This is a genomic window from Chitinophaga sp. 22308, assembly GCF_052045305.1.
Taxonomy (GTDB): Bacteria; Bacteroidota; Bacteroidia; order Chitinophagales; family Chitinophagaceae; genus Chitinophaga; species Chitinophaga varians_A.
Window position 1 is genome coordinate 770,985 of the sequence record NZ_JBQEOP010000002.1, and the last position, 26,158, is coordinate 797,142.

General features: G+C 52.3%; 26 protein-coding genes. 20 read left to right on the forward strand and 6 right to left on the reverse strand.

The genetic code is table 11. The features are described 5' to 3' along the window. Window positions 1-3: 3 nt before the first annotated feature. The 6 genes from ACTJJS_RS09875 to ACTJJS_RS09900 all read left to right on the forward strand — a co-directional run bounded on the left by ACTJJS_RS09875 (window position 4) and on the right by ACTJJS_RS09900 (window position 8,287). Window positions 4-684 carry a response regulator transcription factor gene (locus ACTJJS_RS09875; RefSeq protein WP_440663538.1) on the forward strand — a complete coding sequence of 227 codons (681 nt, stop codon included), beginning with the start codon at window positions 4-6 and terminating at the stop codon, window positions 682-684. A 2-nt stretch (window positions 685-686) separates the two neighbouring features. After that, window positions 687-2,051, forward strand: a complete 1,365-nt coding sequence (locus ACTJJS_RS09880) for a HAMP domain-containing sensor histidine kinase (protein WP_440663539.1) — start codon at window positions 687-689, stop codon at window positions 2,049-2,051. A 217-nt stretch (window positions 2,052-2,268) separates the two neighbouring features. Continuing rightward, complete coding sequence (locus ACTJJS_RS09885; RefSeq protein ID WP_440663540.1) at window positions 2,269-3,375, forward strand: efflux RND transporter periplasmic adaptor subunit; 1,107 nt, start codon at window positions 2,269-2,271, stop codon at window positions 3,373-3,375. A 7-nt stretch (window positions 3,376-3,382) separates the two neighbouring features. Next, window positions 3,383-6,463 (forward strand): efflux RND transporter permease subunit, encoded by a 3,081-nt coding sequence (locus ACTJJS_RS09890; RefSeq protein WP_440663542.1) that lies wholly within the window; start codon window positions 3,383-3,385, stop codon window positions 6,461-6,463. A 5-nt stretch (window positions 6,464-6,468) separates the two neighbouring features. Next, window positions 6,469-7,728: a TolC family protein gene (locus ACTJJS_RS09895; RefSeq protein WP_440663543.1), complete on the forward strand. Its 1,260-nt coding sequence runs from the start codon at window positions 6,469-6,471 to the stop codon at window positions 7,726-7,728. Window positions 7,729-7,732: 4 nt separating this feature from the next. Then, window positions 7,733-8,287 (forward strand): outer membrane beta-barrel protein, encoded by a 555-nt coding sequence (locus ACTJJS_RS09900; RefSeq protein WP_440663544.1) that lies wholly within the window; start codon window positions 7,733-7,735, stop codon window positions 8,285-8,287. Between the two features lie 62 nt (window positions 8,288-8,349). Here the strand turns inward: ACTJJS_RS09900 and ACTJJS_RS09905 are convergent, their stop codons facing one another. Next, on the reverse strand, window positions 8,350-8,805 hold the full coding sequence (locus ACTJJS_RS09905) for a hypothetical protein (RefSeq protein WP_440663545.1): 456 nt from the start codon (window positions 8,803-8,805) through the stop codon (window positions 8,350-8,352). Window positions 8,806-8,889: 84 nt separating this feature from the next. After that, window positions 8,890-9,978 carry an alkene reductase gene (locus ACTJJS_RS09910; protein ID WP_440663546.1) on the reverse strand — a complete coding sequence of 363 codons (1,089 nt, stop codon included), beginning with the start codon at window positions 9,976-9,978 and terminating at the stop codon, window positions 8,890-8,892. An 88-nt stretch (window positions 9,979-10,066) separates the two neighbouring features. Here ACTJJS_RS09910 and ACTJJS_RS09915 point away from each other — a divergent pair, with 88 nt between their 5' ends. The 3 genes from ACTJJS_RS09915 (at window position 10,067) to ACTJJS_RS09925 (ending at window position 12,188) form a co-directional block, all read left to right on the forward strand. After that, window positions 10,067-10,945, forward strand: a complete 879-nt coding sequence (locus ACTJJS_RS09915) for an AraC family transcriptional regulator (protein ID WP_440663547.1) — start codon at window positions 10,067-10,069, stop codon at window positions 10,943-10,945. A gap of 66 nt (window positions 10,946-11,011) precedes the next feature. After that, window positions 11,012-11,281: an ArsR/SmtB family transcription factor gene (locus tag ACTJJS_RS09920; protein WP_168872777.1), complete on the forward strand. Its 270-nt coding sequence runs from the start codon at window positions 11,012-11,014 to the stop codon at window positions 11,279-11,281. Window positions 11,282-11,423: 142 nt separating this feature from the next. After that, complete coding sequence (locus tag ACTJJS_RS09925; RefSeq protein ID WP_440663548.1) at window positions 11,424-12,188, forward strand: SDR family oxidoreductase; 765 nt, start codon at window positions 11,424-11,426, stop codon at window positions 12,186-12,188. Between the two features lie 200 nt (window positions 12,189-12,388). On the opposite strand, the gene ACTJJS_RS09930 is transcribed toward ACTJJS_RS09925, so the two are convergent. Together ACTJJS_RS09930 and ACTJJS_RS09935 are read right to left on the reverse strand one after the other, a co-directional pair. Beyond that, window positions 12,389-13,819 (reverse strand): PLP-dependent aminotransferase family protein, encoded by a 1,431-nt coding sequence (locus ACTJJS_RS09930; protein WP_440663549.1) that lies wholly within the window; start codon window positions 13,817-13,819, stop codon window positions 12,389-12,391. A gap of 48 nt (window positions 13,820-13,867) precedes the next feature. Next, window positions 13,868-15,307, reverse strand: a complete 1,440-nt coding sequence (locus tag ACTJJS_RS09935) for a PLP-dependent aminotransferase family protein (RefSeq protein WP_440663550.1) — start codon at window positions 15,305-15,307, stop codon at window positions 13,868-13,870. Window positions 15,308-15,403: 96 nt separating this feature from the next. Between ACTJJS_RS09935 and ACTJJS_RS09940 the strand changes: the two genes are divergently transcribed. The 4 genes from ACTJJS_RS09940 (at window position 15,404) to ACTJJS_RS09955 (ending at window position 17,537) form a co-directional block, all read left to right on the forward strand. Then, window positions 15,404-15,757 carry a SnoaL-like domain-containing protein gene (locus ACTJJS_RS09940; protein ID WP_440663551.1) on the forward strand — a complete coding sequence of 118 codons (354 nt, stop codon included), beginning with the start codon at window positions 15,404-15,406 and terminating at the stop codon, window positions 15,755-15,757. A 24-nt stretch (window positions 15,758-15,781) separates the two neighbouring features. After that, window positions 15,782-16,009: a hypothetical protein gene (locus tag ACTJJS_RS09945; RefSeq protein ID WP_440663552.1), complete on the forward strand. Its 228-nt coding sequence runs from the start codon at window positions 15,782-15,784 to the stop codon at window positions 16,007-16,009. 126 nt (window positions 16,010-16,135) lie between these two features. Beyond that, a complete protein-coding gene (locus ACTJJS_RS09950) occupies window positions 16,136-17,047 on the forward strand; it encodes a DNA-3-methyladenine glycosylase family protein (RefSeq protein WP_440663553.1) in 912 nt (303 codons plus the stop codon). A 1-nt stretch (window position 17,048) separates the two neighbouring features. Continuing rightward, a complete protein-coding gene (locus ACTJJS_RS09955; protein WP_440663554.1) occupies window positions 17,049-17,537 on the forward strand; it encodes a methylated-DNA--[protein]-cysteine S-methyltransferase in 489 nt (162 codons plus the stop codon). Window positions 17,538-17,625: 88 nt separating this feature from the next. Here the strand turns inward: ACTJJS_RS09955 and tnpA are convergent, their stop codons facing one another. Then, window positions 17,626-18,087 carry an IS200/IS605 family transposase gene (gene tnpA / locus ACTJJS_RS09960; RefSeq protein ID WP_440663555.1) on the reverse strand — a complete coding sequence of 154 codons (462 nt, stop codon included), beginning with the start codon at window positions 18,085-18,087 and terminating at the stop codon, window positions 17,626-17,628. Window positions 18,088-18,466: 379 nt separating this feature from the next. Between tnpA and ACTJJS_RS09965 the strand changes: the two genes are divergently transcribed. From ACTJJS_RS09965 to ACTJJS_RS09995, 7 genes are all read left to right on the forward strand, one after another. Next, a complete protein-coding gene (locus tag ACTJJS_RS09965; RefSeq protein WP_440663556.1) occupies window positions 18,467-19,879 on the forward strand; it encodes a pyridoxal phosphate-dependent decarboxylase family protein in 1,413 nt (470 codons plus the stop codon). Next, window positions 19,872-20,783, forward strand: a complete 912-nt coding sequence (locus ACTJJS_RS09970) for an EamA family transporter (protein WP_440663557.1) — start codon at window positions 19,872-19,874, stop codon at window positions 20,781-20,783. Before ACTJJS_RS09965 ends, ACTJJS_RS09970 begins: the two co-directional genes overlap by 8 nt. A 122-nt stretch (window positions 20,784-20,905) precedes the next feature. Next, window positions 20,906-21,346: an N-acetyltransferase family protein gene (locus ACTJJS_RS09975; protein WP_440663558.1), complete on the forward strand. Its 441-nt coding sequence runs from the start codon at window positions 20,906-20,908 to the stop codon at window positions 21,344-21,346. Between the two features lie 26 nt (window positions 21,347-21,372). Beyond that, complete coding sequence (locus tag ACTJJS_RS09980; protein ID WP_168872789.1) at window positions 21,373-21,933, forward strand: NUDIX domain-containing protein; 561 nt, start codon at window positions 21,373-21,375, stop codon at window positions 21,931-21,933. 25 nt (window positions 21,934-21,958) lie between these two features. Further along, window positions 21,959-22,768, forward strand: a complete 810-nt coding sequence (gene rlmB / locus ACTJJS_RS09985; RefSeq protein ID WP_168872790.1) for a 23S rRNA (guanosine(2251)-2'-O)-methyltransferase RlmB — start codon at window positions 21,959-21,961, stop codon at window positions 22,766-22,768. A gap of 67 nt (window positions 22,769-22,835) precedes the next feature. Beyond that, entirely contained in the window at window positions 22,836-23,684 is an 849-nt protein-coding gene (locus ACTJJS_RS09990) for a hydroxymethylglutaryl-CoA lyase (protein WP_440663559.1), read from the forward strand. Between the two features lie 3 nt (window positions 23,685-23,687). After that, on the forward strand, window positions 23,688-24,671 hold the full coding sequence (locus ACTJJS_RS09995; protein ID WP_440663560.1) for a GSCFA domain-containing protein: 984 nt from the start codon (window positions 23,688-23,690) through the stop codon (window positions 24,669-24,671). On the opposite strand, the gene ACTJJS_RS10000 is transcribed toward ACTJJS_RS09995, so the two are convergent. Continuing rightward, window positions 24,666-26,123, reverse strand: coding sequence for an MFS transporter (locus tag ACTJJS_RS10000; RefSeq protein WP_440663562.1), 1,458 nt, complete (start codon window positions 26,121-26,123; stop codon window positions 24,666-24,668). The two genes, ACTJJS_RS09995 and ACTJJS_RS10000, sit on opposite strands and share 6 nt — an antisense overlap. Window positions 26,124-26,158 lie beyond the last annotated feature (35 nt).

The following is a 26,158-nucleotide window of genomic DNA, read 5'->3' on the forward strand; positions in this document are numbered from 1 at the left end:
ATCATGAAGATATTAGTCATAGAAGATGAAGAACGCGTAGGAGCACTTATCCGGCGCGGTCTGGAAGAGCAAGGCTATACCGTTACACTGGCATGGGACGGGGAGGCAGGACTGAAGCTGGCGCTGGGCGGCGGTTTTGACCTGGTCATCACCGATATCGTGTTGCCCCGTATCAACGGACTAGAACTAAGTCGCGCCATACGGACGGCCCTGCCCTCCATTCCCATCCTCATGCTCACCGCGTTAGGCACCACCGATGATAAAGTGGAAGGCTTCGATGCCGGCGCTGACGACTACCTCGTGAAACCCTTCGACCTGCGGGAGCTGCTGGTACGTATCCGCGCACTGCTCAAACGCACCCCCGGCCCGGTTACACCGCAATCCACCGTACTGAAATATGCAGACCTGGAAATGGACCTGCAAACGAAAAACGTTACCCGCAACGGCCAGGAGATCAGCCTCACGCCCAAAGAATTCCGGCTTCTGGAATTTATGCTGCAAAACAGGGAAAGAGTGCTCTCCCGCGCAGAAATAGCAGAGAAAGTGTGGGAAACACATTTCGATACCGGCACCAATTTCATCGATGTATATATCAACTACCTCCGCAAAAAGGTAGACAAAGCGTTCGACGTAAAACTGATCCATACGAAACCCGGTATGGGATTCATTTTTAAAGCAGGCTGACCATGAAGATCCGTAACAGGCTCACCTTATTGTTCACTGGTATGATAGCCGCCCTGTTGCTGCTGTTTGCCTGGGTGGTATATGTTTCGTACTCCCATGACCGGGAAGACGAATACTACAAAACCCTGCAACAGCAAGCCGTTACGAAAGCCAACCTCCTGCTGGACGCAAAAGTCAGCCCTGAAGTATTGCAGCTGATCTATAAAAATACCGCCGGTTCCCGTTCCCAGGAGGAAGTGGCTGTCTATGACACCGCTTTTAACCTCCTGTACCACGACGCGGTGAATATTGATAAAGTAAAAGAAACCCGGCAGATGATCGAAGAGATCATCAGGGACAGGGAGATCACTTTTCATGCAGGACGCTTACAGGTAGTGGGTTTCCTGTACCCTCATAACGGTACCGACTATATTGTGACCGCCGCCGCTGAAGATGAATACGGCCTTCGCCAACTTCAGCATCTCTTCCGCACACTGGCCATCACCTTTCTGGTAGCAGTGGTGTTTGTGTTCCTGGTAGCGCAGTTTTTTTCCCGGCAGGCCCTGAAACCCGTATCTGATATGGTGGACAAGGTAGAAGAAATTACCGCCACCAACCTGGACCTGCGCCTCGCCGGCGCCGCAGGCAAAGATGAGATAGCCGAGCTGGCACAGACGTTCAACCGCATGCTGGACCGGCTGGAGCAGTCTTTCGATGCACAGAAACAATTCGTTTCCAATATCTCCCATGAGCTGCGTACGCCGCTGACCGCCATGATGGCCGAACTGGAGATCACCGCCTCCCGCGACAGGCCCGCAGAAGAATACCGGCAGTCTATGCGCCACGCTATCGCTGACGCGCAGCGGCTGGTAAAACTCTCTAACAGCCTGCTCGACCTGGCCAAAGCCAGCTACGACCCTTCAGAGATCAATTTCCGGGAAATAAGGCTGGATGAAGTACTGATGGACGCGCGCAGCGCCATCCTACAGGCACATCCCGAATATAAAATCAATGTGGTCTTCGAAGAAGCTGATGACGATGATATGGTGTCCGTCAACGGCAACGAATATCTTCTGAAAGTAGCGTTTATCAACCTGCTGGAAAATGGTTGTAAGTTCTCCACCCCGCCGGAGACCACCGTTACGGTCACCTGGTTTAAAGCCCATACCATCCTGCGTTTTGCAGATGCAGGAATTGGTATGTCGAAGGAAGACCTGCCCCATATATTTACCCCTTTTTACCGGGGAGATAACCGCCCTTATGCTGAAGGTAATGGCATCGGGCTGTCCCTTGCCCTGAAAATTGTGCGCCTGCACAAGGGGAATATCAGCGTAGTGTCCAAAACCGGCCATGGCACTACTTTTACCGTGGAGCTGCCGCATATTTGACGGCGTCCCAGGGCTGAAGCCCTGGGCTACGTTGTGTTTTGGATTGTTTTGGGGGAAGTGTTTTTTATGGAGGGGTTATTATCTTTCTCTTTTTCTTTCTCTTTTTTGATCTAATGAATTTCTAATAACATTCTAAACCATCTCTAACGGCCGCCTTTGCCCGTGGTGTGTACTTTTGCGGCGCTTACTGTAACAGATACACGAAAAACAGATCGTCATGAAAAGGTTTACTGCAGCTTGCGGCGCGGTATTGATGGCTGCGTCCTGTCATCATCCGGAAAAAGAAAAAGAAACAGTAACATGGGAGAACAGGGGAGATACGGTGGTGGTGCCTGCCGCCGCGCCTTTGTCGGCCAAACTGCACTTGTTTGAGGTAACGGAAAAGCCTTACCAGCTGCAGCTGTTGACGGCAGGTATCGTAAAAGCCATCCCTAACAACTATGCGGAAATAGCGGCGCCGTTTGCCGGCAGGGTGGTGAAAGCGTATGTGCGTTTGGGTGAGAAGGTCAATGCGGGTGCGCCTTTGTTTGCTATTTCTTCCCCTGATTTTTATGCGGCACAGAAAGCCTGGTTCCAGGCAAACCAGTTATGCCAGCAGTCGGTGCTGGCGCAACGGCGGCAGCAGGACCTGCACCAGCACGGGGTAGGCGCTGCCCGCGACCTGGAGGAGGCCAATACCAACCTGGCGGTGCAACGGCAGGAGCTGGAGAATGCGGCCGCCGCACTGAAGGTGTTTAATGTCAACCCCCAACAGCAGGTACTCGGTGAACCGCTGATTGTCAGGGCTCCTATTGCAGGAGAGGTGATCAGCAATAAACTGGTCACCGGCCAGTTCCTGAAGGCGGAAGACGGCCCGGTGGCCGTGGTGGCCCAACTGGCGCAGGTATGGATAGCCGGGCAGGTAAAGGAAAAAGACCTGCGGTTTATGCATGAAGGCGATGCGGTACAAATGCAGGTGGCAGCATTGCCGGATACCACTTTCACTGGAACAGTCTTTCATGTGGGGCGTACCATCGATGAAAACACCCGCGCGGCAGATGTACTGATGTTATGCAATAACCCTGCACATCAGCTGAAGCCGGGCATGTACGCCAGTGTCAGTTTTAAAGATGCGCCGGAGAAAGTGTTGACTATTCCTGCCAGGGCGGTGTTGCAGGACAACGACTACAGTTATGTACTGGCGGAGGTACTACCGGGAACGTACGTACGCCGCAAAGTCATCACGGGCGAAACAACCGGTCAGCAGGTGGTGGTCCGCAGCGGCCTGCGGCCCGGCGATAAAATTATAGGCGAGGGCGCCTACTATCTCTCAGCAGTAAAATAAGCGGCTTATGAAACAACTGATCGATACAGCTATACAAAAACGTTGGCTGATGGCTACGCTATTTGCCTTACTCGCCGCCGGCGGCTGGTACAGCTGGCAGCAACTGTCGGTAGAAGCTTACCCGGATATCGCCGATGTCACCTCACAGGTGGTGACGCAGGTGCCCGGACTGGCAGCGGAAGAAGTGGAACAACAAATCACCATACCCCTGGAACGGGCGCTCAACGGTATGCCGGGCACGCATGTGATGCGGTCCCGCTCTACCTTCGGCCTTTCCATGATCACCATCGTTTTTGAAGACGGGGTGGACGACTACTGGGCGCGGCAACGCATCAAAGAAAGGCTGGGTGATGTGACCCTGCCCTATGGCGCACAGCCGGGGCTGGACCCGCTGACATCGCCCATTGGCGAAATTTACCGTTACATCATTGAAAGTGATCAGGTGGACCTGCGGACATTGACAGACCTGCAAAACTGGGTCATCATCCCCCGCATTAAACAGGTGACCGGCGTGGCCGATGTGACCAACTTCGGTGGCATCACCACACAATACCAGGTGGAGCTGGACCCGCAGAAGATGGAACAGTACCATCTGCCGCTGCATACTGTCACCGAAGCTATTAACAACAATAACAGCAACAGCGGGGGCAGCGTGTTGGAACGCGGCGACCTGGGTTATGTGGTGCGAGGCATCGGCCTCATGAAATCGCTCGATGATATCGGTAAAACGGTGATACAGTCGCAGCAGGGCGTGCCCCTCTTTTTACAGGACATCGGCAAACTACGCTACGGCAATCTTGAACGTAAAGGCGTATTGGGTTTTACTGATCATCAACGGCATTATAGCGAAAGTATAGAAGGCATTGTGCTGCTGCTGAAAGGACAAAATCCGTCCAAAGTGCTAGACGGTGTGCATAAAGCAGTGGAGGAACTGAACAACGGCGGACTGCCGCCCGGCGTGAAAATCCACCCCTTCCTGGACCGTACCGCATTGGTGGACACAACATTAAATACGGTCACGCATACACTGCTGGAAGGCATGGCGCTGGTACTGCTCGTGCTTATCGTTTTTCTTGGCAGCTGGCGAGCAGCTTTGCTGGTGGCGGTGACTATTCCGCTGAGCTTATTGTTTGCCTTTATCCTGATGCATTTCACGCATATACCGGCCAACCTGCTGTCGCTTGGTGCGGTGGACTTTGGCATCATCGTAGATGGCGCCATCGTAATGACGGAGACCATGCTGCGGCAGCGGGAAGACCATCCCATGGAAATGCTGGAGGAGAAAAGTTTTGCCCAAAAGGCGCGGTCAGTGGCGCGGCCGGTGTTTTTTGCCACGCTGATCATCATCACCGCTTATCTTCCTTTGTTTGCTTTTGAACGGGTGGAAAAGAAGCTGTTTACCCCAATGGCTTTCACCGTAGGGTATGCGTTGCTGGGTGCTTTGGCCGTGGCGCTACTGCTGATACCGGGCTTGGCGTATATGCTTTACCGTAAGCCGCAGCAGCTGTACCACAACCGCTGGCTGGAAAAGCTGACCAATCTTTATCAACAACGGATGGAGCGGGTGATGGAACGTCCGCGGCAGATATGGGCGCCGCTGGCGCTGATACTGGCGGCGGCAGCAGCGCTCAGTGTTACGGTGGGCAAGGACTTTCTGCCGCCGCTGGATGAAGGCTCCATCTGGTTGCAGGTACAGCTGCCACCCGGCGTATCGCTGGCCAAAGCCCGCGAAATGGCTGACACCCTGCGGCAGCGGACATTGCGGCATCCGGAGGTGACTTATATGATGACGCAGACAGGACGCAATGATGATGGCACCGATCCGTTCACGCCGTCGCACTATGAATGCTCCATCGGTTTACTGCCGTACAGGGACTGGCCTTCCGGCAAAACCAAACAAGACCTGATCAAAGAGCTGGCAGCTGATTACGCAGGCATGCCGGGGTATACGGTGGGCTTCAGTCAGCCGATGATCGACGGGGTGATGGACAAAATAGCCGGCGCACATAGTGAACTGGTGGTAAAAGTATATGGCAAAGATTTCCGCGAAACACGGCGTACAGCCGAAGCCGTGATGGCCACACTGGCCACCGTGCCGGGCGCTGCCGACCTGGCCATTGACCAGGAGCCGCCGCTGCCGCAGTTGCAGATACAGGTCGACCGCGCCGCTATTGCCCGTTATGGCCTCAACATCAGCGACGTGGCGGAGCTGATAGAAGTGGCAGTCGGCGGAAAGGCCGTAGGGCAGATATTCTCCGGTGACAGGGTATATGATATCAGCTGCCGTTACCTGGAAGATGCCCGTAATACACCGGAAAAGATCGGTAACCTGATGCTCACCAATGGCGACGGAATAAAGATACCATTGTCCCAGGTGGCCAAAGTGCAGCTGGCCACCGGAGAAAGCACCATCACAAGAGAGATGGGACGACGGCACCTGACCGTGCGGCTGAACCTCCGGGGCACTGACCTGACCACTTTCCTGCGTAGCGCGCAACAGCGGATAGACCAGCAGGTGAAATACAACAAGGACAATATCACTATTGCATGGGGAGGACAGTTCGAGAACAGGAACCGTGCTTACAGCCGCCTGGCGATTATTGTGCCGGTGGCGCTGGGGCTGATGTTTATCTGGTTGTATGCCGCATTTGGCGTGGCCCGGCAGGCGGCGCTGGTCCTCACCGTAGTGCCGTTAGCGTTATTCGGCGGCATGCTGGCGCTGAACGTGCGTGGCATGACGCTCAATGTGTCGTCCGCAGTGGGTTTCATCGCCTTGTTCGGCGTGGCGGTCCAGAACGGGGTACTGATGGTGTCACAGATGAACCAGTTGCGCGCAGAGCTGCCATCGCTGAAAGAGGCCGTGATACAAGCTGCCAGGGACCGTTTCCGGCCTGTATTAATGACGGCCACGGTGGCCACGCTGGGCCTGCTGCCTGCATCCCTGGCTACCGGCATTGGGTCTGATGTGCAAAGGCCGCTGGCCACCGTGATCGTATATGGACTGCTCTGCTCCACGCTGATCACGTTGTTTGCCTTGCCGGCGCTTTATTACCTGACGGAGAGAAAAGGTGTTCACCAATCAAATTGATTTTTATGAAGACAAGAGGGCTGTTGTTTTTATGGCTTTTATATAGCGGCATGGCCGCCGCACAGGAAAAACAGCTGGACTTTGCCACTTATCTGTCCGGTGTAAGACAGCACAACCTGGGATATGCCGCTGAGAAGTTCAATATAGACGTGGCGGCCGCCAATGTGCTGATGGCGAAAGTTTTTCCTGACCCGGAAATCAGTGCCGGCGTGTTTGACAACGGTCAGCGCCGGATGCAGCAGGGGTATGGCTTCAGCAGCAGCATCGGTTATACGCTGGAGCTGGGCGGTAAAAGGCACGCACGGATAGGTTTGGCTAAAAGTGAGCAGGAGGTGGCCCGCTACCTGCTGGAAGACTACTTCCGTAACCTGCGGGCAGACGCCACGCTGGCGTTTTTGAACGCGATGCAACAGCAACGGTTATATGATATCAAGATGGAAGCGTACCTGTATATGTTACAGCTGGCGCAGGCAGACAGTATCCGTTTCAAAGCCGGCCTGATACCCGAGGCTGACGCGCGGCAGTCGCGCGTGGAAGCAGGGATGCTGCTCAATGAAGCGTTTGGCGTGGCGGCAGAAATGAAAACGGCGCTGGTGCAGTTGAATGAGCTGGCTGGCGCTTATCATGGCGATACGCTGGTAAGCCCTGTTGGCGACATGGACCGCTTTGAACGGCGTTTTTCGCTGCCGGAGCTGGTGGCCCGTGCGCAGGAGGAGAGGGCGGACCTGCTGGCGGCCCTGCGGCAAAAAGATGTGTCGGTGAAGACGCTGCAATTGGCAAAAGCGGCCAGGATGATAGACCTGGGCCTCACCCTCGGTGTCAATAATGCTGCAGTGGTGACTAACGTGGTCGCACCTACGCCGTCGATGAATACTGTATCAGCAGGCGTCAGTCTCCCGCTGAAGTTCTCCAACCGCAACAGGGGCGATCTGCTGGCGGCCAATGCCGGCGTAAGGCAGCAGGAGGCAGTATATCGGCAAACATTGTTACAGGTGCAGACGGAAGTGACGACGGCCTGGTTCAGCTACCTCGGCGCCGGCAGGCAGCGGGAACAGTTTGACAGCGGGCTGCTGGAGGAAGCCCGAAAGGTGCTGGAAGGCCGCCGCTACAGTTACCAGCGGGGAGAAACCTCCTTGCTGGAAGTACTCAATGCACAGCGCACCTACAATGATGTGCAGCAACAATATTATGAAACCATTTATCGTCACGCTTCCGCGCTGGTAGAGCTGGAAAGGGCCGCCGCGGTGTGGGATATTCAATTCTGATCGTATGAAAATAACAGCAGGTATCTTTTTGTTGCTTTTAGTGATGTCGGGCGCAAGGGCCCAGGAATTGCCGGCTTTCTCCCTGCAGGTGAAAGCCGGTGTACAACTGCCACGGGTATACGGTGCTGCAAAAGACAGCGTGGCAGGTTATGCTGCGTCCGGATGGCTGGCGGGATTGAGCGCATTGTCTCCCATAGGGAAATCGGTCGCTTTAAAACATGATGTTTTCCTGGCGATGCAGAAAAACGAATCACGGCTGGACTTGTTCCCTGTAAGCATCGCTTACCGGAAATACAACCTGGAGGTGTTTGCCGGGCCGTATATGGGCATCCTGCTGCGCTCGGATAACTATGGAAATGGCACTATGGACAAGGGTTATGCCACCAAAAATGATATAGGGTTTACTATCGGGGCCGGTTATACGTTTCGTAAGCGGTTTAGCGCTGAATTCCGTTATGTTCAGGGATTTGCGCCGCTGGGGGAAAATGCGGGGACGAAGGACCAGCTAAAGGCGCACCGGCAGTATGTTGGATTTACGCTGGGTTATATACTATTTTGATATTTTATTATTGACGCTTTAATGCAATGATGCTCATTTAAAATATCAAAATGATCCAATAATTAAATGAATACTTTCTGGTATTCGCTTTCTATGTCCGTGATGTCGATATTGGTGACTTTTTTACCATCGAAGAGAAACACTTCCCAGGTATATTTGGGATCGTCGAGATCGATGACGGTGGTGCCGCCGTCCTGATGGCGGAAAGTGATTTTTCCGCCTTCGGCCGTAACAGATTTGAACGCTTTGTTCTGAAGAAAATCCTGGCAGTCGCTGATACAGGTTTCGCTGTCATTGGCGAGTGCATAAAAGCTCTCGTCGCCGTTTTCCTGTTTCAGTTTTTCCTGTTTATGATGGTTTGGCGTATAGATAACGGCGCACGGTTCTGAGATCACGCGCATGGTGGCGTGTGCAGGTGGTGCGGCATCAGTGCTTTCGTGTGTGGCCGGCGTTTGGTGGCAGGCCATCAGCGTGAGCAAAGCAACGGTCAACAGGCTACGGTTTTTCAAACTATACATGGGCGGTTATTTGTTTGGCATATAGGCTTGCGCGGCCCCGGTCATGGGCAACGCAAGCCTTAAAGATAAACAAAAAATGCCAGCTTAGCTACTAGCGCAGGCAGCCATACAGGGGTAGTCGATGAGCCCTTTGGCGCCGCCTTCATAGAAAGTGGATTTATCTGCCGGCGCAAAGGGTTGCTGCTGCGCGATGCGGGCCACTAAATCCGGATTGGAGATGAACGGCCTGCCAAAGGCGATGAGATCGGCGCTGAACTGTTGCAGCGCATTTTGTGCAGTGTCGGCATTGTAGCCGCCGGCGAGGATGAGCCACTGATGAAACTGTTCACGCAGTAAGGCCGTGAATGCCGGCGGTATAGGCGGGTAGCCGTTGGAGGACTGGTCTGACAGATGAATGAAGCGTATTTTCATCTTATCGAGTTTAGTAGCCAGGTAGCAGTAGGTGGCTGTTTCTTCTTCGAAAGGAGACAGGCCGTTCAATGATGCGAATGGCGAAAAACGCACTCCCACGCGATCTGCGCCGGCGATGGCCACCATGCCTTCCAGTATGCGCAGAGGCAGCCGGCAGCGGTTTTCAATGCTACCGCCGTATTGATCGGTACGTTGATTGGCGGCAGGATGAATAAACTGTTCCATCAGGTAACCGTGGGCTGCGTGCAGCTCTACGCCGTCGAAGCCCGCTGCCAGGGCGTTGCGGGTGGCCTGCATATGAAGGTGGTACATTTCTTCCACCGCTTCGGCGGACAATGCTTCCGGCACCGGCAATGTTTGTGTGCCGGCCGGTGTGGAAATAGTGCCTGCTGCAGCAATAGCAGAAGGGGCCACCGGTGATAGTCCCCCGGGGATGTTCAGCGGATGGCCGATGCGGCCGGAATGTACCAGTTGTACGAATATTTTGCCGCCCTGCTGATGTACTGCATCGGTGACGTTTTTCCAGCCGGCTATCTGTTCTTCGCTGTAGATGCCGGGAAGCAGGGAGATGCCCATGCCGCTGCGACTGACAACGGTGCTTTCGGCGATGATAAGGCCGGCACTGGCGCGCTGTGCGTAATAACGGGCTAACAGTCCGCTGGGCACGCCTTCGTTTTCCACCCTTCTTCTGCTCATGGGGGCCATCACGATGCGGTTGGCCAGTGACAGCTCCGGTGTGGCTATAGGTTCCAGTAGTTTCATGATTTTTTACTTTGCTGTTGCAAAAGTAGCAGCGCGACTGGCGGCGCCGTCGGTATAATCCGGGGATTCTGTTGTAATTTTGGAGGCTATGGGAGAGAGAAACCTGCATATGCCTTTTGAATTGTTTGAGGCAGATATGAGCGAGTGGGAATCGCGCCCGCTGATTTATTATTTTTTTGAGATCATCCATATATGGGAGGGAGAAGGTACCCGTGTGGTGAACCAGAACCGTTTCCCGTACAAACCGGGCAGCGTGATCCTGTTTACGCCCCGCGATTGCCGTGGTTTTGAAGTAACGAAGCCCACGCGTTTTACGTCGGTGCGGTTTTCCGGGAATTTCCTGGAGAAGCGGCGTTCCACGGAAGAACGCCGGCGTATCTGTGAGTGGCTCAGGCAGCTGGAGTACGTTTTCTTTCAGCACAACCGTCATGAGCCGGTGCTGATCAAACATACGGATGATTGTAAGATGATCACGGCGCTGATCCGGAATATGGTACAGGAATACCAGCACCGGCCGCCGTACTACGAAGCCAACCTGCAGTTGTATGTAGCGCTGTTGCTGAATATTATCGCGCGTAATGTAACAGAAGAGGTGGAGATGGTCGGTACGGAAGGAACAGGGCCGCTGATCGGCCGGATGATCGCCCATATCCGTCAGCATATCTATTATCCTGATCAGTTGAAGCTGGAGGCGCTGTCGGCGAAGTTCAACCTGTCGGTAAATTATATAGGAGAGTTTTTCAAGAAACAAACAGGAGAGAGCATCCAGCAGTTTATTATCAGCTATAAGCTGAAGCTGGTGCAGTTACGGATGGAAAACAGCGGTCTCACGATCGGGGAGATAGCCGATGAACTGGGCTTCACCGATGAAAGTCACCTGAGCCGGTTGTTCCGTAAATACTATGGTGTAAGCCCGGCGGCGTATCGCCGGAACAAACTCGCAGAAAAAGCAGGCACTACCATGTAGTCATCACCCCCAAAAAAAATTCATTGAAATATTTCGATGTTTCAAAAAAAGCATTACCTTTGTGTCATGGATGTGGGAATTATAGAAAAAGCAGCAAATGCCATAGCCGATAAACACAGATTATCAATTATTATGGAGATCGCCCAAAAGGGCAGCATAGTATGCGGTGATGTTTGTTGTCTTTGTTCCTTGTCACAGCCTACTGTTTCGCATCACGTGAAGATATTGGTAGACAGCGGAGTGTTGAATTCCATCAAGAACGGACGTATTGTGGAGCTGACGATCAACAAGGAGATGATGAAACAATTATCATTGTTCTTTTTACAATTAAGCTGAGCAAACAGCTTTTTTTATCGGCTAAAACATCGATAGTTTTAAATAAATAAATATCCGATAAAGCGAATAGAGACGGGCATCTCTATTTTTTTACCGGGAAACATTGATACTTTTAAATAAATCAATTACAAGAACCATCAGAATGGACCAGCTTAGGAACAAGACCGCTATTATCACGGGAGGTAACAGTGGCATCGGATATGCAACAGCAGCTGAATTTTTGGCGAAAGGAGCAAAGGTATTGATAACCGGTCGGAATCCGGGTGCGGTGCAACGGGCCGTACACGCACTCGGTTTTCCGGCGGAAGGATTAACAGCAGACCAATCTAAGCTGGAGGACTCAAAGAAGCTGGCAGAGTACGCGCGTAGTCGTTATGGCAAGGTAGACATCCTGTTTATCAACGCCGGCATCGCGAAGTTTGCTCCTTTTGAAGGGGTAACTACGGAGATGTTTGACGAAATCATCGACATCAATTTCAAAGGGGCCTTTTTTACTGCGCAACAGTTACTCCCTTTGCTCAACGATGGTGGCAGTATAGTCTTTCTATCCGCCATTAACGCCTACGCAGGCATGCCGGGCACCACAGTGCTGGCAGCCAGTAAAGCGGCGCTCAACGCTGTGGCCAGAACATTGGCCAGAGAGCTGGCGCCCCGTAAGATAACAGTTAACGTAGTGAATGCAGGGCCTATTGATACGCCCCTGATCGAAAAAATTGGTGTCAGCCATGAAGAGGCCGGCGCTATCAGAGATAAAATGACGGCCAGTATTCCGCTGGGAAGATTGGGAGAGGCAACAGAAGTGGCCAGTCTGGTGTCCTTCCTCGTATCTGACGAAGCAAGGTTTATAACCGGCGGAGAATATACTATAGATGGTGGACTGATGGTCCATCCGGGGGTCCAGGGTTAAACTGCCGACAACCAGCGGTTGCCGCCGGTTTAATCCTGAAGCACCCAACAACGACGTGTTTCTTTTTTATATCAGATATTTTGATTTACAGTTGATAAGTTACAAGGTTGCCATTGAATGTATAATTCCAAATATTTTGCTTGCCGGGCGCTGGTCGTGTTTAGTGTTTCACACCAGTGTCCGGCAGCACTATTTTAGCCCTATTCCATTTTGTGGATCAGTTTACCGATCGTCTTTAACCCTTCTTCCACCTGCTTGCTCCACGGATTACCATAACTGATGCGCATGCAGTTGTTGTACCGGTTCTGCAATGAAAACAGACGGCCGGGACAAAAACTGATCTTGTGTTTGAGTGTTTGCTGGAACAGTTCAAACGTATTGATGTGGTCGTCCAGTTCCACCCATAACACGCAACCGCCCTGAGGACGCGTTACGCGGGCACTTTCCGGGAAATATTCGCAGATGGCCTGCGCATAGCGGAGGCTTTGGGTATGCAGCATCTTACGGAGGTTGCGCAGATGAAAATCATAGCGGCCTATTTCCAGGAAATGTCCAGCCGCCGCATGGGTCAGCGATGTACAGGAAATAGCATGGTGATGTTTCATGCGCAGGACTTTGTCCTTGTATTTGCCTGGCATGGTCCATCCCACGCGATAGCCCGGCGCCACTGACTTTGACAGGGAATTGCACAGCAGTACGTTGCCTTGTTTGTCGAATGTTTTGCAGGTAAGCGGCCGTTGTTTACCAAAATAGAGATCGCCGTAAATATCATCTTCAATCAGCGCGATGTCATATTTCTCCACGATTTTTACCAGTTCCCGTTTGTGTTGATCAGGCATACAGCAACCGAGCGGGTTGTTGAAATTGGTCACAAACAGGCAGGCTTTGATTTTATGCCGCGGAATAGCTTTGTCCAGGTAATCGAGGTCTACACCGGTAATGGGATTGGTCGGTATTTCCAGCACTTTGAGGCCGAGGCCTTCCGCCAGCTGTAATGCGCCATAATAAGAAGGACTTTCCAGCGCGATGGTATCGCCTGGTTGTGTAGTGGCGGTGAGGCAGAGGGTGAGCGCGTCCATGCAGCCGTGGGTGGTCACCACGTCATCGGCGGTGAATACTTCGCCCCAGCCGAGCGACAACCGGGCGATCTGGTTGCGGAGCAGCTCATTGCCCTGCAGCGGTTCATATCCCATACCGCCGGCCTCCTGTTCACGCAGCGCGTGGACCACCGCCTTGGCCATTTTGGCGGAAGGCAGCACGCTCACGGGCAGCGTGGCCACGGAGAATTTCAGAATGTTGTCGTTGGATATGTGGCTGAACACTTCCATCACCATATCACTGACGGTGACATCGCTGACCGGTTTTCGTACAGGCGCGCACGTGCCCGGCATGGGCGCCATGCGGCGGGCGTTGCGGCAGATATAATATCCCGATTTTGGACGTGATTCTATCAGTCCTTTTCCTTCCAGGTGATAATAAGCCTGAAAGGCGGTCGTCAGGCTGATGCCCTGTTGTTTGCTGAGCATGCGCACGGAAGGAAGTTTTTCCCCCATTTTCATGACGTCTTTTTCTATCATCTGTTCTATTCTGTCTGCTACCTGCAGATACAGATGGTCGGCAGTCTTGATCATAATCCTGAAATCTGATATGCTTCAAAAGTACAAAATGTAATCTGATATTTAACGGCGGCCGTCCAGTTGCTGGCGTATCAGTTTGCCGATTGTTTGTATAGCCCAGTGCTGGTCGTCATCAAATGGATTGGCGTTGGAGAGCCGCAGGCAGTTGTTGTACTGCTGCTGGCTGGAGAACAAGCTGCCGGGCGTAAAGGCGATCTGTTGCCGGAGCGCTTTGCGGTGTACCTCCCAGCCGTCCACTTTGGGAGGCAGCACCACCCACAGGCTAAGACCGCCTTCCGGACGGGTGAGCCGTGTATCGGCGGGGAAATACTGTTGTATGGCGTGGCTGATCTGTGCCTGTTGCGTGCGAAGCGCCTGTCGCAATGGTTTCAGGTGAAGGTCCATCCGTTGCTGGTCCAGGAACCGCGTCAGCACCAGTTGCGGCAGGAGTCCGGTGGCAGCGGAAGACATGAACTTCAGCCGCGCCAGCCGTTCGTGGTAGCGCCGGCTGATGATCCAACCGACCCGCAGGCCGGCGGCGATGCATTTTGAGAAAGAGGAGCAGTACAGTACCAGGTCGGCACGGTCATAGCTTTTGATGGTACGCGGCCGTTCCGCATTAAAATGCAGGTCGCCGTAGGCATCATCTTCAATTAGTGGTATCTGGTATTGTGCTATCAGGTGCGCCAGCTGCTGTTTGTTTTTGTCCGGCATGCAGCTGCCCAGCGGATTGTTGTAATTGCTGATAAGAAGGCAGGCTGCCACTTTCCCTTTTTTGAACGTTGTTTCCAGCTGGTCAAGGCAGATGCCGGTGACCGGGTCGGTAGGTATTTCCAGTGCTTTCATGCCCAGGTTCTCAATAGACTGGAGTAGCCCTACGAACGTCGGCGATTCGATGGCGATGGTATCGCCGGCCTTTGCCACGGCGCGCAGGCAGATATTGGCCGCTTCGATGGCTCCATTGGTAACAGTGATGTCTTCTGTTGCCACGCTGCCGCCCCACGCCAGCGACAGCCGCGCTATATGCCTGCGTAGCGGCAGATAGCCGTCAATATCACCGTAAGGGATATACGTATTTTTCTCTTCGCGGGCCACCTGCCGTAGAGCTTTGTTCAGCTTGGCCACCGGCAGCAGGCTGATATGCGGTGAGGCGCCTATCAGGGAAACGATGCCTTCGCGCGCTACCGTATGGCGCACCAGCGATACCCGTTCGCTGACTTTCACCAGGGCGGGCGTGCGTGATGGCGCAGATATCTCCGGCAGTCGCAGTAGCTGCTGCCGGGAGTAGCTGACATAATAGCCCGATTTTTCCCGTGCTTCCACCCAGCCTTTTCTTTCCAGGTGTACGTATACCTGCAGGGCGGTGCTGATGCTGATACCATGCTCCGCATGCAGGCTGCGTACCGACGGCAGCTTGTCGCCGATACTATAGGTGCCGTTGATGATCATGGCCTCGATCTTGTCAGCCAGCTGCAGGTACAAAAAATCTTTCCTGTTATTCATCTCCCGAAATAAAATCTGTTATGGTCAAAAGTAAGTAATTCTGTATCTGTTCTGGTGTCTGTTTTTATGATTATTTTGTGTCAATCAATATTGACGATGACTACTATCCACACATTAGCTCAACAGCTGGTTGGCCTTTGCCGGGAATGGAAATTCTTGGAAGCGCAGGAGACACTGTTGCACGAAGATTGTCTTAACATCGAAGCCGACGGCCGTGTTACCACAGGAAGGAACGCCATTATGGCCAAAGAGAAAGCATTTCTTGCCAACATCGAAACCATTCACCTGCTGGAGATATCAGACCCGGTGGTGGCTGACGGGTACTTTGCGGTACAGTTTCATTCAGAGCTGACGGTTAAAGGTATTGGCCGGCGCTCCCGTAACGAGATCATCGTGTATGAAGTAAAAGACGGAAAAATCGTCCGGGAACAGTTTTTTTATCACGTGTAAATCAAGTCAGCGATAGGGCCCAGAATGGAGGTTTCGGAGCTTTTTCCGGCAGGCTTTCAGGCGATGCTGGAAATGGAAGAGGCGCTGGCAGAATCAATGACACTGCTGACCGATACGCACGTGCCTGATGAGGTATTTTCCACCGCTACGGCTGTCTTCACAAAAGAAGAGGTGGCTGTTGTAACCATGGCCATTGTGGTGATCAACGCCTGGAACCGTATTGTCGTTACCTCTCGCACGGCTGTCGGTTAGCGGTACCGTGACACCGGGCGTGGTTATTTAGAAGTTTCCTACGGGCAGGAGCTTCTAAATAACGACGCCAAAATGACAAGAATCGGGTGGTGCCTGTGATTGGTTTCAGTAATTTTGCAAATGACCATGCAAAAGATAAAGATCCCGGTGAATGACCCTGCCAACTTCTCTTTTCAGGAGTGCCTGCATTTCCTGGGCAGGTCCGACAAAGAGTGTTTACATTATATCGTTGACGGGAAATTGCGCAGGATGATACTGGCAGGAGGAGAGCCTGTCGTGGTGGAGATTGCTCCGGGCAATGATGCCGCTTATCTTGAAGCGACCGTACTGGCGCCTGTTGGTATTGTTTTCCCGGAGAAAGACATACAGGATTTTGTTACCCGTTGGCTCCACCTGGACGCAGACCTGCGTGAGTTCTACGACTACACCCTGACAGACCCGCTGCTGCGTGGCCTGGCCTCCGAATACCGGGGCCTGCGGCTGGTAGGCATGCCCGATTTGTTTGAAGCCGTTACCTGGCCTATTATTGGTCAGCAGATCAATCTCTCCTTCGCCTACACGCTGCGGCAACGTTTTATTCATCATTTTGGTTATCATGCACCGGTTGACGGAACAGATTATTATCTTTACCCACATCCTGCCGTCATCGCTTCCCTATCGCCGGAAGCGCTGACCCCGATGCAGTTTTCCCGCAGTAAGGCACTGTACCTTGTTGAGACGGCCAAAGTGCTGGCCAGCGGGCAACTGTCGGAGCAAATAATGGCCACGCTGGACTACGCCGCCGCGCGTGACCGCCTGGTGGCACTGAAAGGAATCGGCAACTGGTCGGCCAACTACACGTTGATGAAATACAGCCGTTTTCCGCAGGCCGTACTGCTCGAAGATGTAGGACTGCAAAACGCTATCCGGCAACGGTTGCAGCTGCCAGCAAAACCGACAATGGCACAGTTACAGGAATATGCCCGGCCCTGGCAACAACATGCGGCATATGCCATCTTTTATTTGTGGCGCTCTTTATTACCCCCATTAAATGTTTGATATGGAACCAGCATTGTCACATCTTCGTATAGACACCCCCGTAGGGCCGCTGCTGATTAGCGGCACCCATGAATATATACAGGCCGTTAACTTCACGGAAGAACCGGCGACAGCCTTCCCTCAGCCACCACATCTGGTGCTAGAATGCGCTCAGCAGCTGCATGAATACTTTGCCGGTGAACGCAAAATCTTCGACCTGCCCATTCAGCAGCCCGGCACCGATTTCCAACAAACCGTATGGGAACAGCTGACACGCATCCCCTTCGGTCAGACGATCTCCTATCTGCAACTGGCCCACCGCATCGGTAACCCTAAAAGCATCCGGGCCGTAGGCACCACCAACGGTAAAAACCAACTGGCCATCATCGTGCCCTGCCACCGCGTGATCGGGGCTAACGGGATGCTGGTAGGATACGCCGGCGGGCTATGGCGGAAACGCTGGCTGCTGGACCATGAGCGGCCGGATTTGTTTTCGGCATCCCAGGGCTAAAGCCCTGGGTCACGGTTAGTTGTTTGCTTAAACAGGGAATCGCCAATTTTCTGGTTGAATGTTTATAGTGTGCGTGTTGGGGTTCTGATTAAAGAAACGGATGTAACGGGTTTGTTGCATCCGGGGGATTATCATATTTGTTTATCATGTCTTGATATTCCTCCTGAAATGTTTTTTTCTGATGATGCTTTTCCTGATTTTTTATGTACCGGAATACTCTGGGGATTTGTGATTTAGAATAGGAAAAGGCCGCGTAGCCTTCCTGCCACCTAAATGGCCGTTGCGAAGGGTAATAATGGTTGATCCACCTGGATGAACTTCCTTTGATGTACTGTACCAGGGAAGCGAGCGATTCTGCAGGATGCATCCGGATGAAGAGATGAACGTGATCCGGCATCCCGTTAATAATAATGCATACATGTGACCTTCGCCTGATGTTAGCGGCCATGTATTCATATAAGTCCGACTTAAATTTATCGCTGATCAATGCAGCGCGATATTTTACTACAAATATGATTTGCAGATGCAATTGGGTAAAACAATGGCTCATTGGGGTATGGTTTATTCTACTGTGAATGTATGCAATTGAGTGAAACAATAACTCATTGGGGTATGGTTTATTCTATTGTGAATGTATGCAATTGAGTGAAACAATAACTCATTGGGGTATGGTTTATTTTACTGTGAACGTAGTTTTTGCTTTGAATCTCCAATAGCGTTCTTAGCGGCCCTGTTTCTGAATAAACGGCCCGGCCTTCAATTCAGGGGAGCTAATTGTGACCCAGGGCTTTAGCCCTGGGCTCCCTGCCACTAAACAACTGATATGCTCAAAAAACACAAAACTGAATCTGTTTTATGATCTTTTTTATGCGCAATTTTGACACTTGAAATCGTTGCATCTATCCATTCCCGTTTAAACCGCCTATATAATGAAGCTTCAGGAAGATTTAAAACATACCGACCGCCTGTTACAGTTGACTAAAGAATTCAGCAGTAAATTTTTATCCTCACTCGACCGGCTGGCGGCAGACAAGATGGTTGACATACCGGTGAGACAGGTGATGCCTGCAGAGGGTGTGGGCGGCGTGGCCGCACTGGAACTGTTCCGGCAGCAGTATGGCAATGCTGTCACAGCGGCCGTAGGGCCGCGGTACTGGGGCTTTGTGACGGGAGGTGTAACGCCGGCGGCGCTGATGGGCGACTGGCTGGCTGCTACGATGGATTTGAATTCATCTGATAAAGGTTCTGCTGCTTTTGCCATAGAAACGGAAACCATTGCTTTACTGAAACAGCTGTTTGGTTTGCCGGAAGCATTCCTGGGTTGTTTCGTTACCGGCGCCACCATGGCTAATTTCACCGGGCTGGCGCTGGGCCGGCAGTGGCTGGGCCAACAACGTGGCATTGATATCGGTAAAGAGGGCATGGCCGGACTGCACGACTTACAGGTGGTGTCCTGTGTGCCGCATTCAAGCGTGACCAAATCCATGGCCATGTTGGGCCTGGGCCGGGATAACGTGGTAAAGATACCGGTGTTGCCGGGAAGGGAAAGTGTGGACATCAGTGCTTTGCGTGCCTATTTGGAGTCGCGTAATGGTCAACCGGTGATTTATGTGGCCAGTGCGGGCACGGTCAACACGGTGGATTTTGACGATATCGCTGCCATCGTGGAACTGAAAAAACAATATCCTTTCTGGTTGCATGTAGATGCTGCTTTCGGCGGATTTGCCGCCTGCAGTGAGCACTACCGGCATCTGCTGAACGGGTGGGAGGAGGCAGACTCCATCACCATCGATGCACATAAGTGGCTGAATGTTCCCTATGATGCCGCGATGATTTTCTCCCGCCATCCGGGATTACAGGTGGACGTGTTTCAGAATGCAGGCGCCGCTTACCTGGGCGACCCCGCGGAAAATTTCAATTTCATTAATCATATCCCGGAAAACTCGCGCCGGCTACGTGCTCTGCCTGCATGGTTCTCGCTGATGGCCTATGGTAAGGACGGCTACCGGCATATCGTGGAAGAGAACGTGGCTTTGGCGCAACAACTGGGCGGTCTGCTGAACGAACATCCGGCCTTCCGTTTGTTGGCACCGGTAAGAATGTGCGTGGTGTGTTTTACACTGAACGTGCAGGCAGCTGAACAGGAAGAGGCGGTAGACCGGTTCCTCCAGGCGCTGAACGCCACCGGCGTAGTGTGTATGACACGCACCGTTTATGCCGGTCAGCCGGGCATCCGCGCGGCGCTGGTGAATTGGCGTACCACGGCCAACGACGTACAGTTGGCTTTTCAGACAATGAAAGAAGTTGTTGCTACTGTTTTGAATCTGTATACATATGCGTAAATCAAGCACCAATGCTTATATCGCATTGGCTATTGTAAGTATCTTTTGGGGGACCACCTATCTGGCTTCACGAATCGGCGTCAGACATATTCACGGCATCATGCTGGCAGGTATCAGACAGAGTACTGCCGGGTTGCTGCTGACCGGTTTTTTCCTCCTGAAAGGCTATAAGCTGCCTGAAAAAATAGTATTGTCCAAACTCTTTGTGATGGGTTTGCTGATGCTGGTAGGCAGCAACGGCCTGATGACCTGGGCCATGCAGTACGTTCCCAGCGGGCTGGGGGCCGTGATCAGTGCCACGGTGCCTATCTGGATCACCATCTTCAGCTATTTCCTGGTGAAGAAGACGCGCATCAGTATACAGCTGCTGGTGGGCATGTTGCTCGGATTTGCGGGCGTGGCGGGGATCTTCTACAATTATTTGTCGAGTCTCATGAACCCGGATTTTCGCTTCGGCATTATGTTGTGTTTCTTCGCCTGTATCTTCTGGGCACTGGGCTCTGTGCTGACCGCAAAGTGGGCGCTGGGCGTAAACTATCTTTTCGGCGCCGGTTTTCAGATGTTGTTCAGTGGCATTGTGATGTTGCTGATCGCTACCTTGTTTATGGGGCAACAATTTTCGGCAGACAGCTTCACGGCCGAGTTATGGGAAAGTTTGTTGTACCTGGTGCTGGTAGGGTCTGTGCTTAGTTATTCTGCTTATGTGTTTACGCTGAACAACCTGCCGCCGTCGCTGGCGTCTGTGTATGCTTATATCAACCCTATTGTGGCCGTGCTGTTGGGATGGATATTGCTGAAAGAGAACCTGACCTGGATGATGGGCCTGTGCAGCCTCGTGACGATAGGGGGCGTATATCTTGTCAATGATGCGGTCAATAAAAACAAACAGAAGCAACTGCAATAAATATTTAAGGTAGAAGTTAAGTCCGATGCTCGCCCCGGTTTTTACCGGATGAGCATCTTTTTTTTGTCCGCTGAAATGAGCTAAATTTAAGGTATGTGATCCCGCAAAATAAATCAGATCTTATGGAAGTTGTCCAGGCATCAACCATGCATACCAACGAAGTCGCCGTGTTGTTCGATGCATACCGCAGTTACTTTGATCAGGCGCCGGATTTCAAAGGCGCGCTGGCGTTTATCAGTGAAAGATTTAAACAACAGGACAGTGTTATTTTTGTAGCTTTTGAAAAAGACGAGATCGTGGGCTTTGCCCAGCTGTATCCGTTATTTACCTCTCTGGGCATGAAGCGCGGATGGTTGCTCAACGATGTGTATGTGCTGGAAGAGCATCGTGGCAAAGGAGCTGGCGGAGCGCTGGTGGATGCCGCCGTAGAACATGGGCGGAAAACAGATGCCGCCTGGGTGATGTTACAGACTTATGTGGCCAACACCGGCGCACAGAAGCTTTATCAATCCAAAGGCTTCAAAAAAGACACCAACTCGTTTTATTTCTACCTGACGCTCTGATAGAGGAATTTCCTTTTCTTTGCAGCATGGATATTACAAAGAATCCCTGGACGATACATTCCAGCGAGGTAAGATATGACAACAAATGGATTCAGGTGGTCCACCATGAAGGATTAAATCCGGCTGGCGGACCAGGTATCTATGGAGTGGTGCATTTCAAGAACCTGGCGATCGGCGTGATCGCGCTGGACGAACAGCAGAATACCTACCTCGTGGGACAGTACCGTTTCCCTTTGAAAAAATTCAGCTGGGAAATACCGGAAGGCGGCGGCCCGTTGGGAGAATATCCGCTGGATACGGCCAGGCGGGAACTGCTGGAAGAAACAGGCCTGGTGGCCAACCGGTGGGACGTGATCTGTGAACTGGCGGTGTCCAATTCCGTGACTGACGAAATTGGGGTGGTGTTTCTGGCCCGGGAGCTGGAACAGAGGACAGCAGAACCGGAAGACACCGAAGAACTGTTCGTGAAAAAATTACCGTTTGAGGAAGTCTATCAAATGGTTAAAAACTATGATATCACTGATTCTATCTCTGTTGTCGCTATTCAGAAAATAAAGCTGATGATGCTGGAAGGGGAGCTGGATTGACAGAAAATGCGTTTCTTTGCAGCAAATGGAAAGAAAATTTAACGCTTTCAAAGGTGAAAGAAGATCCGGCGGTCCCAAAAGGCCCGCCAGCCCGCGGCCGAAGCAGTCGTCACTGATTATTGGCCGGCAGCCCGTGATGGAAGCCCTCAACAGCGGCAAACCGATAGAACGTATCTACATGCTGCGCTCCGCCACCGGCGATATCATCCCTCAGATCAAAGAAAAAGCCCTTACTGGTAATATTCCCATCAATGTAGTGCCGGTAGAGAAACTCAACGGCCTCACCCAGGCCAATCATCAGGGCGTTATTGCGCTCACCGGCCAGGTCAGCTACCTCGATTTACAGGATGTGATCTCTCATGTGATTGAACAGGGAGAAACACCGCTCTTCCTTATACTTGACGGTATTACAGATGTCCGTAATATCGGCGCTATTGCCCGCAGCGCGGTATGTTGCGGCGCACAGGCCATCATTATCCCCGACAAAGGCATTGCGGCCCTCAATGAGGAAGCCATGAAGTCTTCCGCCGGCGCACTTGAGAAAATAGCGATCTGCCGGGTGAACAGCCTCCTGAAAGCGATCGATACCCTGCATCTCAACGGTATCAAAGTCCTCTCCAGTGAAATGGAAACAGAAATCAAACTTTATGATTGCGACCTCCGTGAGCCGGTAGCCGTTATCATGGGTTCTGAAGATAAAGGCGTCTATCCTGCGCTCATCAAAGCATCCGATGTATTGTTCCGCATACCGATGGCGGGTAATTTCGAATCGTTCAACGTGTCAGTGGCAGCGGGGATCATCCTCTATGAGGCCATGAAACAGCGGACAGTGTAGCCAATGACAATGACGGATCTCGCTTGGCGTAAAATTCGTAATTTGTAGCTGGTAACCGCTAATGACTATGAAACTAATCGAATGTCCGCGTGATGCCATGCAGGGATGGCACAGGATGATCAGCACGGAAGAAAAGGTAAACTACCTGCAGGCGCTGCTTAAAGTAGGTTTTGACACCCTCGACTTTGGCAGCTTTGTATCTCCTAAAGCTATTCCGCAGATGGCAGACACCCGCGAGGTGTTGTCACGGCTGGACCTGTCAGCCGGCCACAGCAAGCTGCTGGCCATTGTGGCCAATGTGAGGGGCGCTGAAGAAGCGGTGGTCCATGAGGAAATCAACTACCTCGGCTTCCCCTTCTCTGTCTCCGAGACATTTCAGCTTAGAAATACCAACAAAACCATCGCTGAATCACTGGAACAGGTGCAGACCATGCAGGAACTCTGTATCAAAAACGGCAAAGAGCTGGTCGTGTACATCTCCATGGGCTTCGGTAATCCTTATGAAGACCCCTACAGTCCCGAAATCGTATTACGCTGGATAGATGAACTGGTGAAAATGGAAATTACGACCATTTCACTGGCAGATACCGTAGGCGTAGCCAATCCGGACGTGATCACCAGCCTGTTCCGGCACCTGATACCCGCTTATCCCCGCGTGGAGTTTGGCGCCCACTTTCATTCCGCTCCCCACAACTGGGAAGAGAAAGTACAGGCCGCATGGGAACAGGGATGCCGGCGTTTTGACAGCGCTATCAAAGGAATTGGCGGGTGCCCGATGGCAAAAGATGAACTGGTAGGCAATCTGGACACAGAAAATTTGATCTGGTTCTGTCAGCAGCGCCAGGTGCCGCTGACCCTCGATATGACCGCCCTGCAGGCCGCCCGGCAGCTGGCAGACGTGGTGTTTAAAGATTAATACATGCAATTTCACCTGAGTTTCCCGGTAGATACTATAGAACCGGGCATCCAATATACCGACAAAATCATGCTCATGGGCTCCTGTTTCGCTGAAGAGATAGGGGCTAAACTGCAGGAGCATCGTTTTAATACCCTCCTCAATCCACACGGTATCCTCTTTAACCCGCTGAGCCTCACAAAGGCACTCACCACTTACCTGGACGGTAAAGTGTATACCCGGGACGACCTCTTTCTGCACCAGGACACCTGGCACAGCTGGGACCACCACAGCCGCTTCTCCGGTACCACACCGGAAACGGTGCTGGAACAGATCAATGCCGCGCAGCAGGCGGCTATACAAACACTGGAGCAGGCCGACTGGCTCGTGCTCACGCTGGGCTCAGCCCACGCTTATTTCCTGAAAGAAGGGAGCCACCTGGCAGGCAACTGCCACAAGGTGCCGGCTGCCAGCTTCTATAAAAGACTGCTGACAGTGGAAGAGATCGTGACGGCCCTCGATAACATGATGCACCGGCTGTTTTTCCGCAACCGGAAAGTAAATATACTCTTCACCGTTAGTCCGGTGCGTTATGTACGCGACGGCGTGGTGGAAAACAACCTCAGCAAAGCAGTGCTGCTGCAGGCAGTGCATCATATGGTCAACAAATTTTCCCGCCTCTGGTATTTTCCGGCTTATGAACTGGTGATCGATGACCTGCGCGACTACCGTTTTTATAAGGAAGACATGGTGCATCCCAATGAAACGGCTGTCAACTATGTGTGGGACCATGTAGTGAAATCTGCCGTCCACAGCGGCAGCCAGCCGTTGCTGCATACCATCGCTGAGATCAACAGGGCGGCGCAACACCGGCCGTTTAACCCGGAGAGCAGCCAACACCAGCAGTTTCGCCGCACATATGCTGAGAAGGTGAAACAGCTGATGCAGGCGCACCCGCAGCTGGCATGGGATGATCTCCTTCGTTGTTTTGAAGACCAGCCTCTATAAATCAGCTCCTTTATTGTCTTTAATGTATACCAGGCCTATTGCGAAACAGATAACGGCCACGGCTATAGGATAAATTAATCCGGCCAGATGGTTACCTGTTTTGGTCACCAGTATGGTGGAGATAGTGGGCAGCAGTCCGCCGAAAACGCCGTTGCCGATATGATATGGCAGCGACATGGAGGTATACCGTATTCTGGTAGGGAACATCTCCACCAGGAAAGCGGCTATGGGCGCATAAACCATGGTCACGAACACTACCTGTACGAAAATCAGGAATACCAGCATGGCCATCCGTGTATTGTTGACCGTTAGTTCCGGTTTGCCTTCACTGATGCGTAGCACGCTGCCATCGGAATAGGTATGCACCTTGGTGGTATGCTGTACAAATTGTCCGGCGTCATTTTTTGACTGGTTGCTTTCAATCTTGTACAGTTCTGTCAGTTCCGTCTTCTGTTTCACATCACCGATGGTGTCCATGGCTTTGTAGATCGGGTAGTAGGCCAGTGCCGCGATGAGCATGCCTGCCAGCATTATTTTTTTCCTGCCGATACGGTCGGACAGCGAGCCGAAGTAAATAAACAGCGGTGTGCCCAGCAACAGCGCCAGCGCGATGATGATATTGGACTGCACAAATTCGATGTTCATCGTTTTCTGCAGGAAAGAGAGGGCATAGAACTGTCCGGTATACCATACCACGCCCTGTCCCATGGCCGCGCCGAAGAGCGCTATCAGTACCAGTTTCAGGTTTTCCTTGTTGCCAAAGCTTTCTTTGATGGGATTAGCCGATGTTTTGCCCTCTTTTTTCATCTGGATGAATAAAGGGGATTCCTGTAAGCGAATGCGGATGTAGTAAGACATGATCACCAGCAACACGGACAACAGAAAAGGAACACGCCAGCCGTAGTTGTTAAAGTCGGCCGGTGTCATGACAGAGCGGGTGATCAGTATGACGGCCAGGGAGACGAACAGCCCCAGCGTGGCGGTTGTCTGAATGAAGCTGGTGTAGTAGCCGCGGCGATGATTGGGGGAGTGTTCCGCCACATAGGTGGCAGCCCCGCCGTATTCGCCGCCCAACGCGAGGCCCTGTAATAAACGTAGTATCAGCACCAGCATAGGCGCCAGTACCCCGATGGTATGGTAACTGGGTATCAGGCCGATGGCGAAAGTAGAGCCGCCCATGATCAGCAGGGTAAGGAGGAAAGTGTATTTCCGGCCTACCAGGTCGCCGAGGCGGCCGAAAACGATGGCGCCGAAGGGCCTTACGATGAAGCCTACAGCAAAGGTGGCCAGCGTAGCGATGTACGCCAGTTCCGGATTGCTGGGCGGAAAAAATTTTTCCGAAATAATGGCCGACAGGCTGCCGAAAATGTAGAAATCGTACCATTCTATCAGTGTACCGGCAGAAGAGGCCATGATCACCTGCCAGATGGTTTTAGTCCCGGTTTGTTGCATTATGAGATTTTTTAAGCGATGGGTTTTGGTTGTCG

Coding starts and splice junctions, on each gene's coding strand:
- ACTJJS_RS09875 (WP_440663538.1), top strand. CDS start 4: ATGAAGATATTAGTCATAGAAGATGAAGAACGCGTAGGAGCACTTATC.
- ACTJJS_RS09880 (WP_440663539.1), top strand. CDS start 687: ATGAAGATCCGTAACAGGCTCACCTTATTGTTCACTGGTATGATAGCC.
- ACTJJS_RS09885 (WP_440663540.1), top strand. CDS start 2,269: ATGAAAAGGTTTACTGCAGCTTGCGGCGCGGTATTGATGGCTGCGTCC.
- ACTJJS_RS09890 (WP_440663542.1), top strand. CDS start 3,383: ATGAAACAACTGATCGATACAGCTATACAAAAACGTTGGCTGATGGCT.
- ACTJJS_RS09895 (WP_440663543.1), top strand. CDS start 6,469: ATGAAGACAAGAGGGCTGTTGTTTTTATGGCTTTTATATAGCGGCATG.
- ACTJJS_RS09900 (WP_440663544.1), top strand. CDS start 7,733: ATGAAAATAACAGCAGGTATCTTTTTGTTGCTTTTAGTGATGTCGGGC.
- ACTJJS_RS09905 (WP_440663545.1), bottom strand. CDS start 8,805: ATGTATAGTTTGAAAAACCGTAGCCTGTTGACCGTTGCTTTGCTCACG.
- ACTJJS_RS09910 (WP_440663546.1), bottom strand. CDS start 9,978: ATGAAACTACTGGAACCTATAGCCACACCGGAGCTGTCACTGGCCAAC.
- ACTJJS_RS09915 (WP_440663547.1), top strand. CDS start 10,067: ATGGGAGAGAGAAACCTGCATATGCCTTTTGAATTGTTTGAGGCAGAT.
- ACTJJS_RS09920 (WP_168872777.1), top strand. CDS start 11,012: ATGGATGTGGGAATTATAGAAAAAGCAGCAAATGCCATAGCCGATAAA.
- ACTJJS_RS09925 (WP_440663548.1), top strand. CDS start 11,424: ATGGACCAGCTTAGGAACAAGACCGCTATTATCACGGGAGGTAACAGT.
- ACTJJS_RS09930 (WP_440663549.1), bottom strand. CDS start 13,819: ATGATCAAGACTGCCGACCATCTGTATCTGCAGGTAGCAGACAGAATA.
- ACTJJS_RS09935 (WP_440663550.1), bottom strand. CDS start 15,307: ATGAATAACAGGAAAGATTTTTTGTACCTGCAGCTGGCTGACAAGATC.
- ACTJJS_RS09940 (WP_440663551.1), top strand. CDS start 15,404: ATGACTACTATCCACACATTAGCTCAACAGCTGGTTGGCCTTTGCCGG.
- ACTJJS_RS09945 (WP_440663552.1), top strand. CDS start 15,782: ATGGAGGTTTCGGAGCTTTTTCCGGCAGGCTTTCAGGCGATGCTGGAA.
- ACTJJS_RS09950 (WP_440663553.1), top strand. CDS start 16,136: ATGCAAAAGATAAAGATCCCGGTGAATGACCCTGCCAACTTCTCTTTT.
- ACTJJS_RS09955 (WP_440663554.1), top strand. CDS start 17,049: ATGGAACCAGCATTGTCACATCTTCGTATAGACACCCCCGTAGGGCCG.
- tnpA (WP_440663555.1), bottom strand. CDS start 18,087: ATGAGCCATTGTTTTACCCAATTGCATCTGCAAATCATATTTGTAGTA.
- ACTJJS_RS09965 (WP_440663556.1), top strand. CDS start 18,467: ATGAAGCTTCAGGAAGATTTAAAACATACCGACCGCCTGTTACAGTTG.
- ACTJJS_RS09970 (WP_440663557.1), top strand. CDS start 19,872: ATGCGTAAATCAAGCACCAATGCTTATATCGCATTGGCTATTGTAAGT.
- ACTJJS_RS09975 (WP_440663558.1), top strand. CDS start 20,906: ATGGAAGTTGTCCAGGCATCAACCATGCATACCAACGAAGTCGCCGTG.
- ACTJJS_RS09980 (WP_168872789.1), top strand. CDS start 21,373: ATGGATATTACAAAGAATCCCTGGACGATACATTCCAGCGAGGTAAGA.
- rlmB (WP_168872790.1), top strand. CDS start 21,959: ATGGAAAGAAAATTTAACGCTTTCAAAGGTGAAAGAAGATCCGGCGGT.
- ACTJJS_RS09990 (WP_440663559.1), top strand. CDS start 22,836: ATGAAACTAATCGAATGTCCGCGTGATGCCATGCAGGGATGGCACAGG.
- ACTJJS_RS09995 (WP_440663560.1), top strand. CDS start 23,688: ATGCAATTTCACCTGAGTTTCCCGGTAGATACTATAGAACCGGGCATC.
- ACTJJS_RS10000 (WP_440663562.1), bottom strand. CDS start 26,123: ATGCAACAAACCGGGACTAAAACCATCTGGCAGGTGATCATGGCCTCT.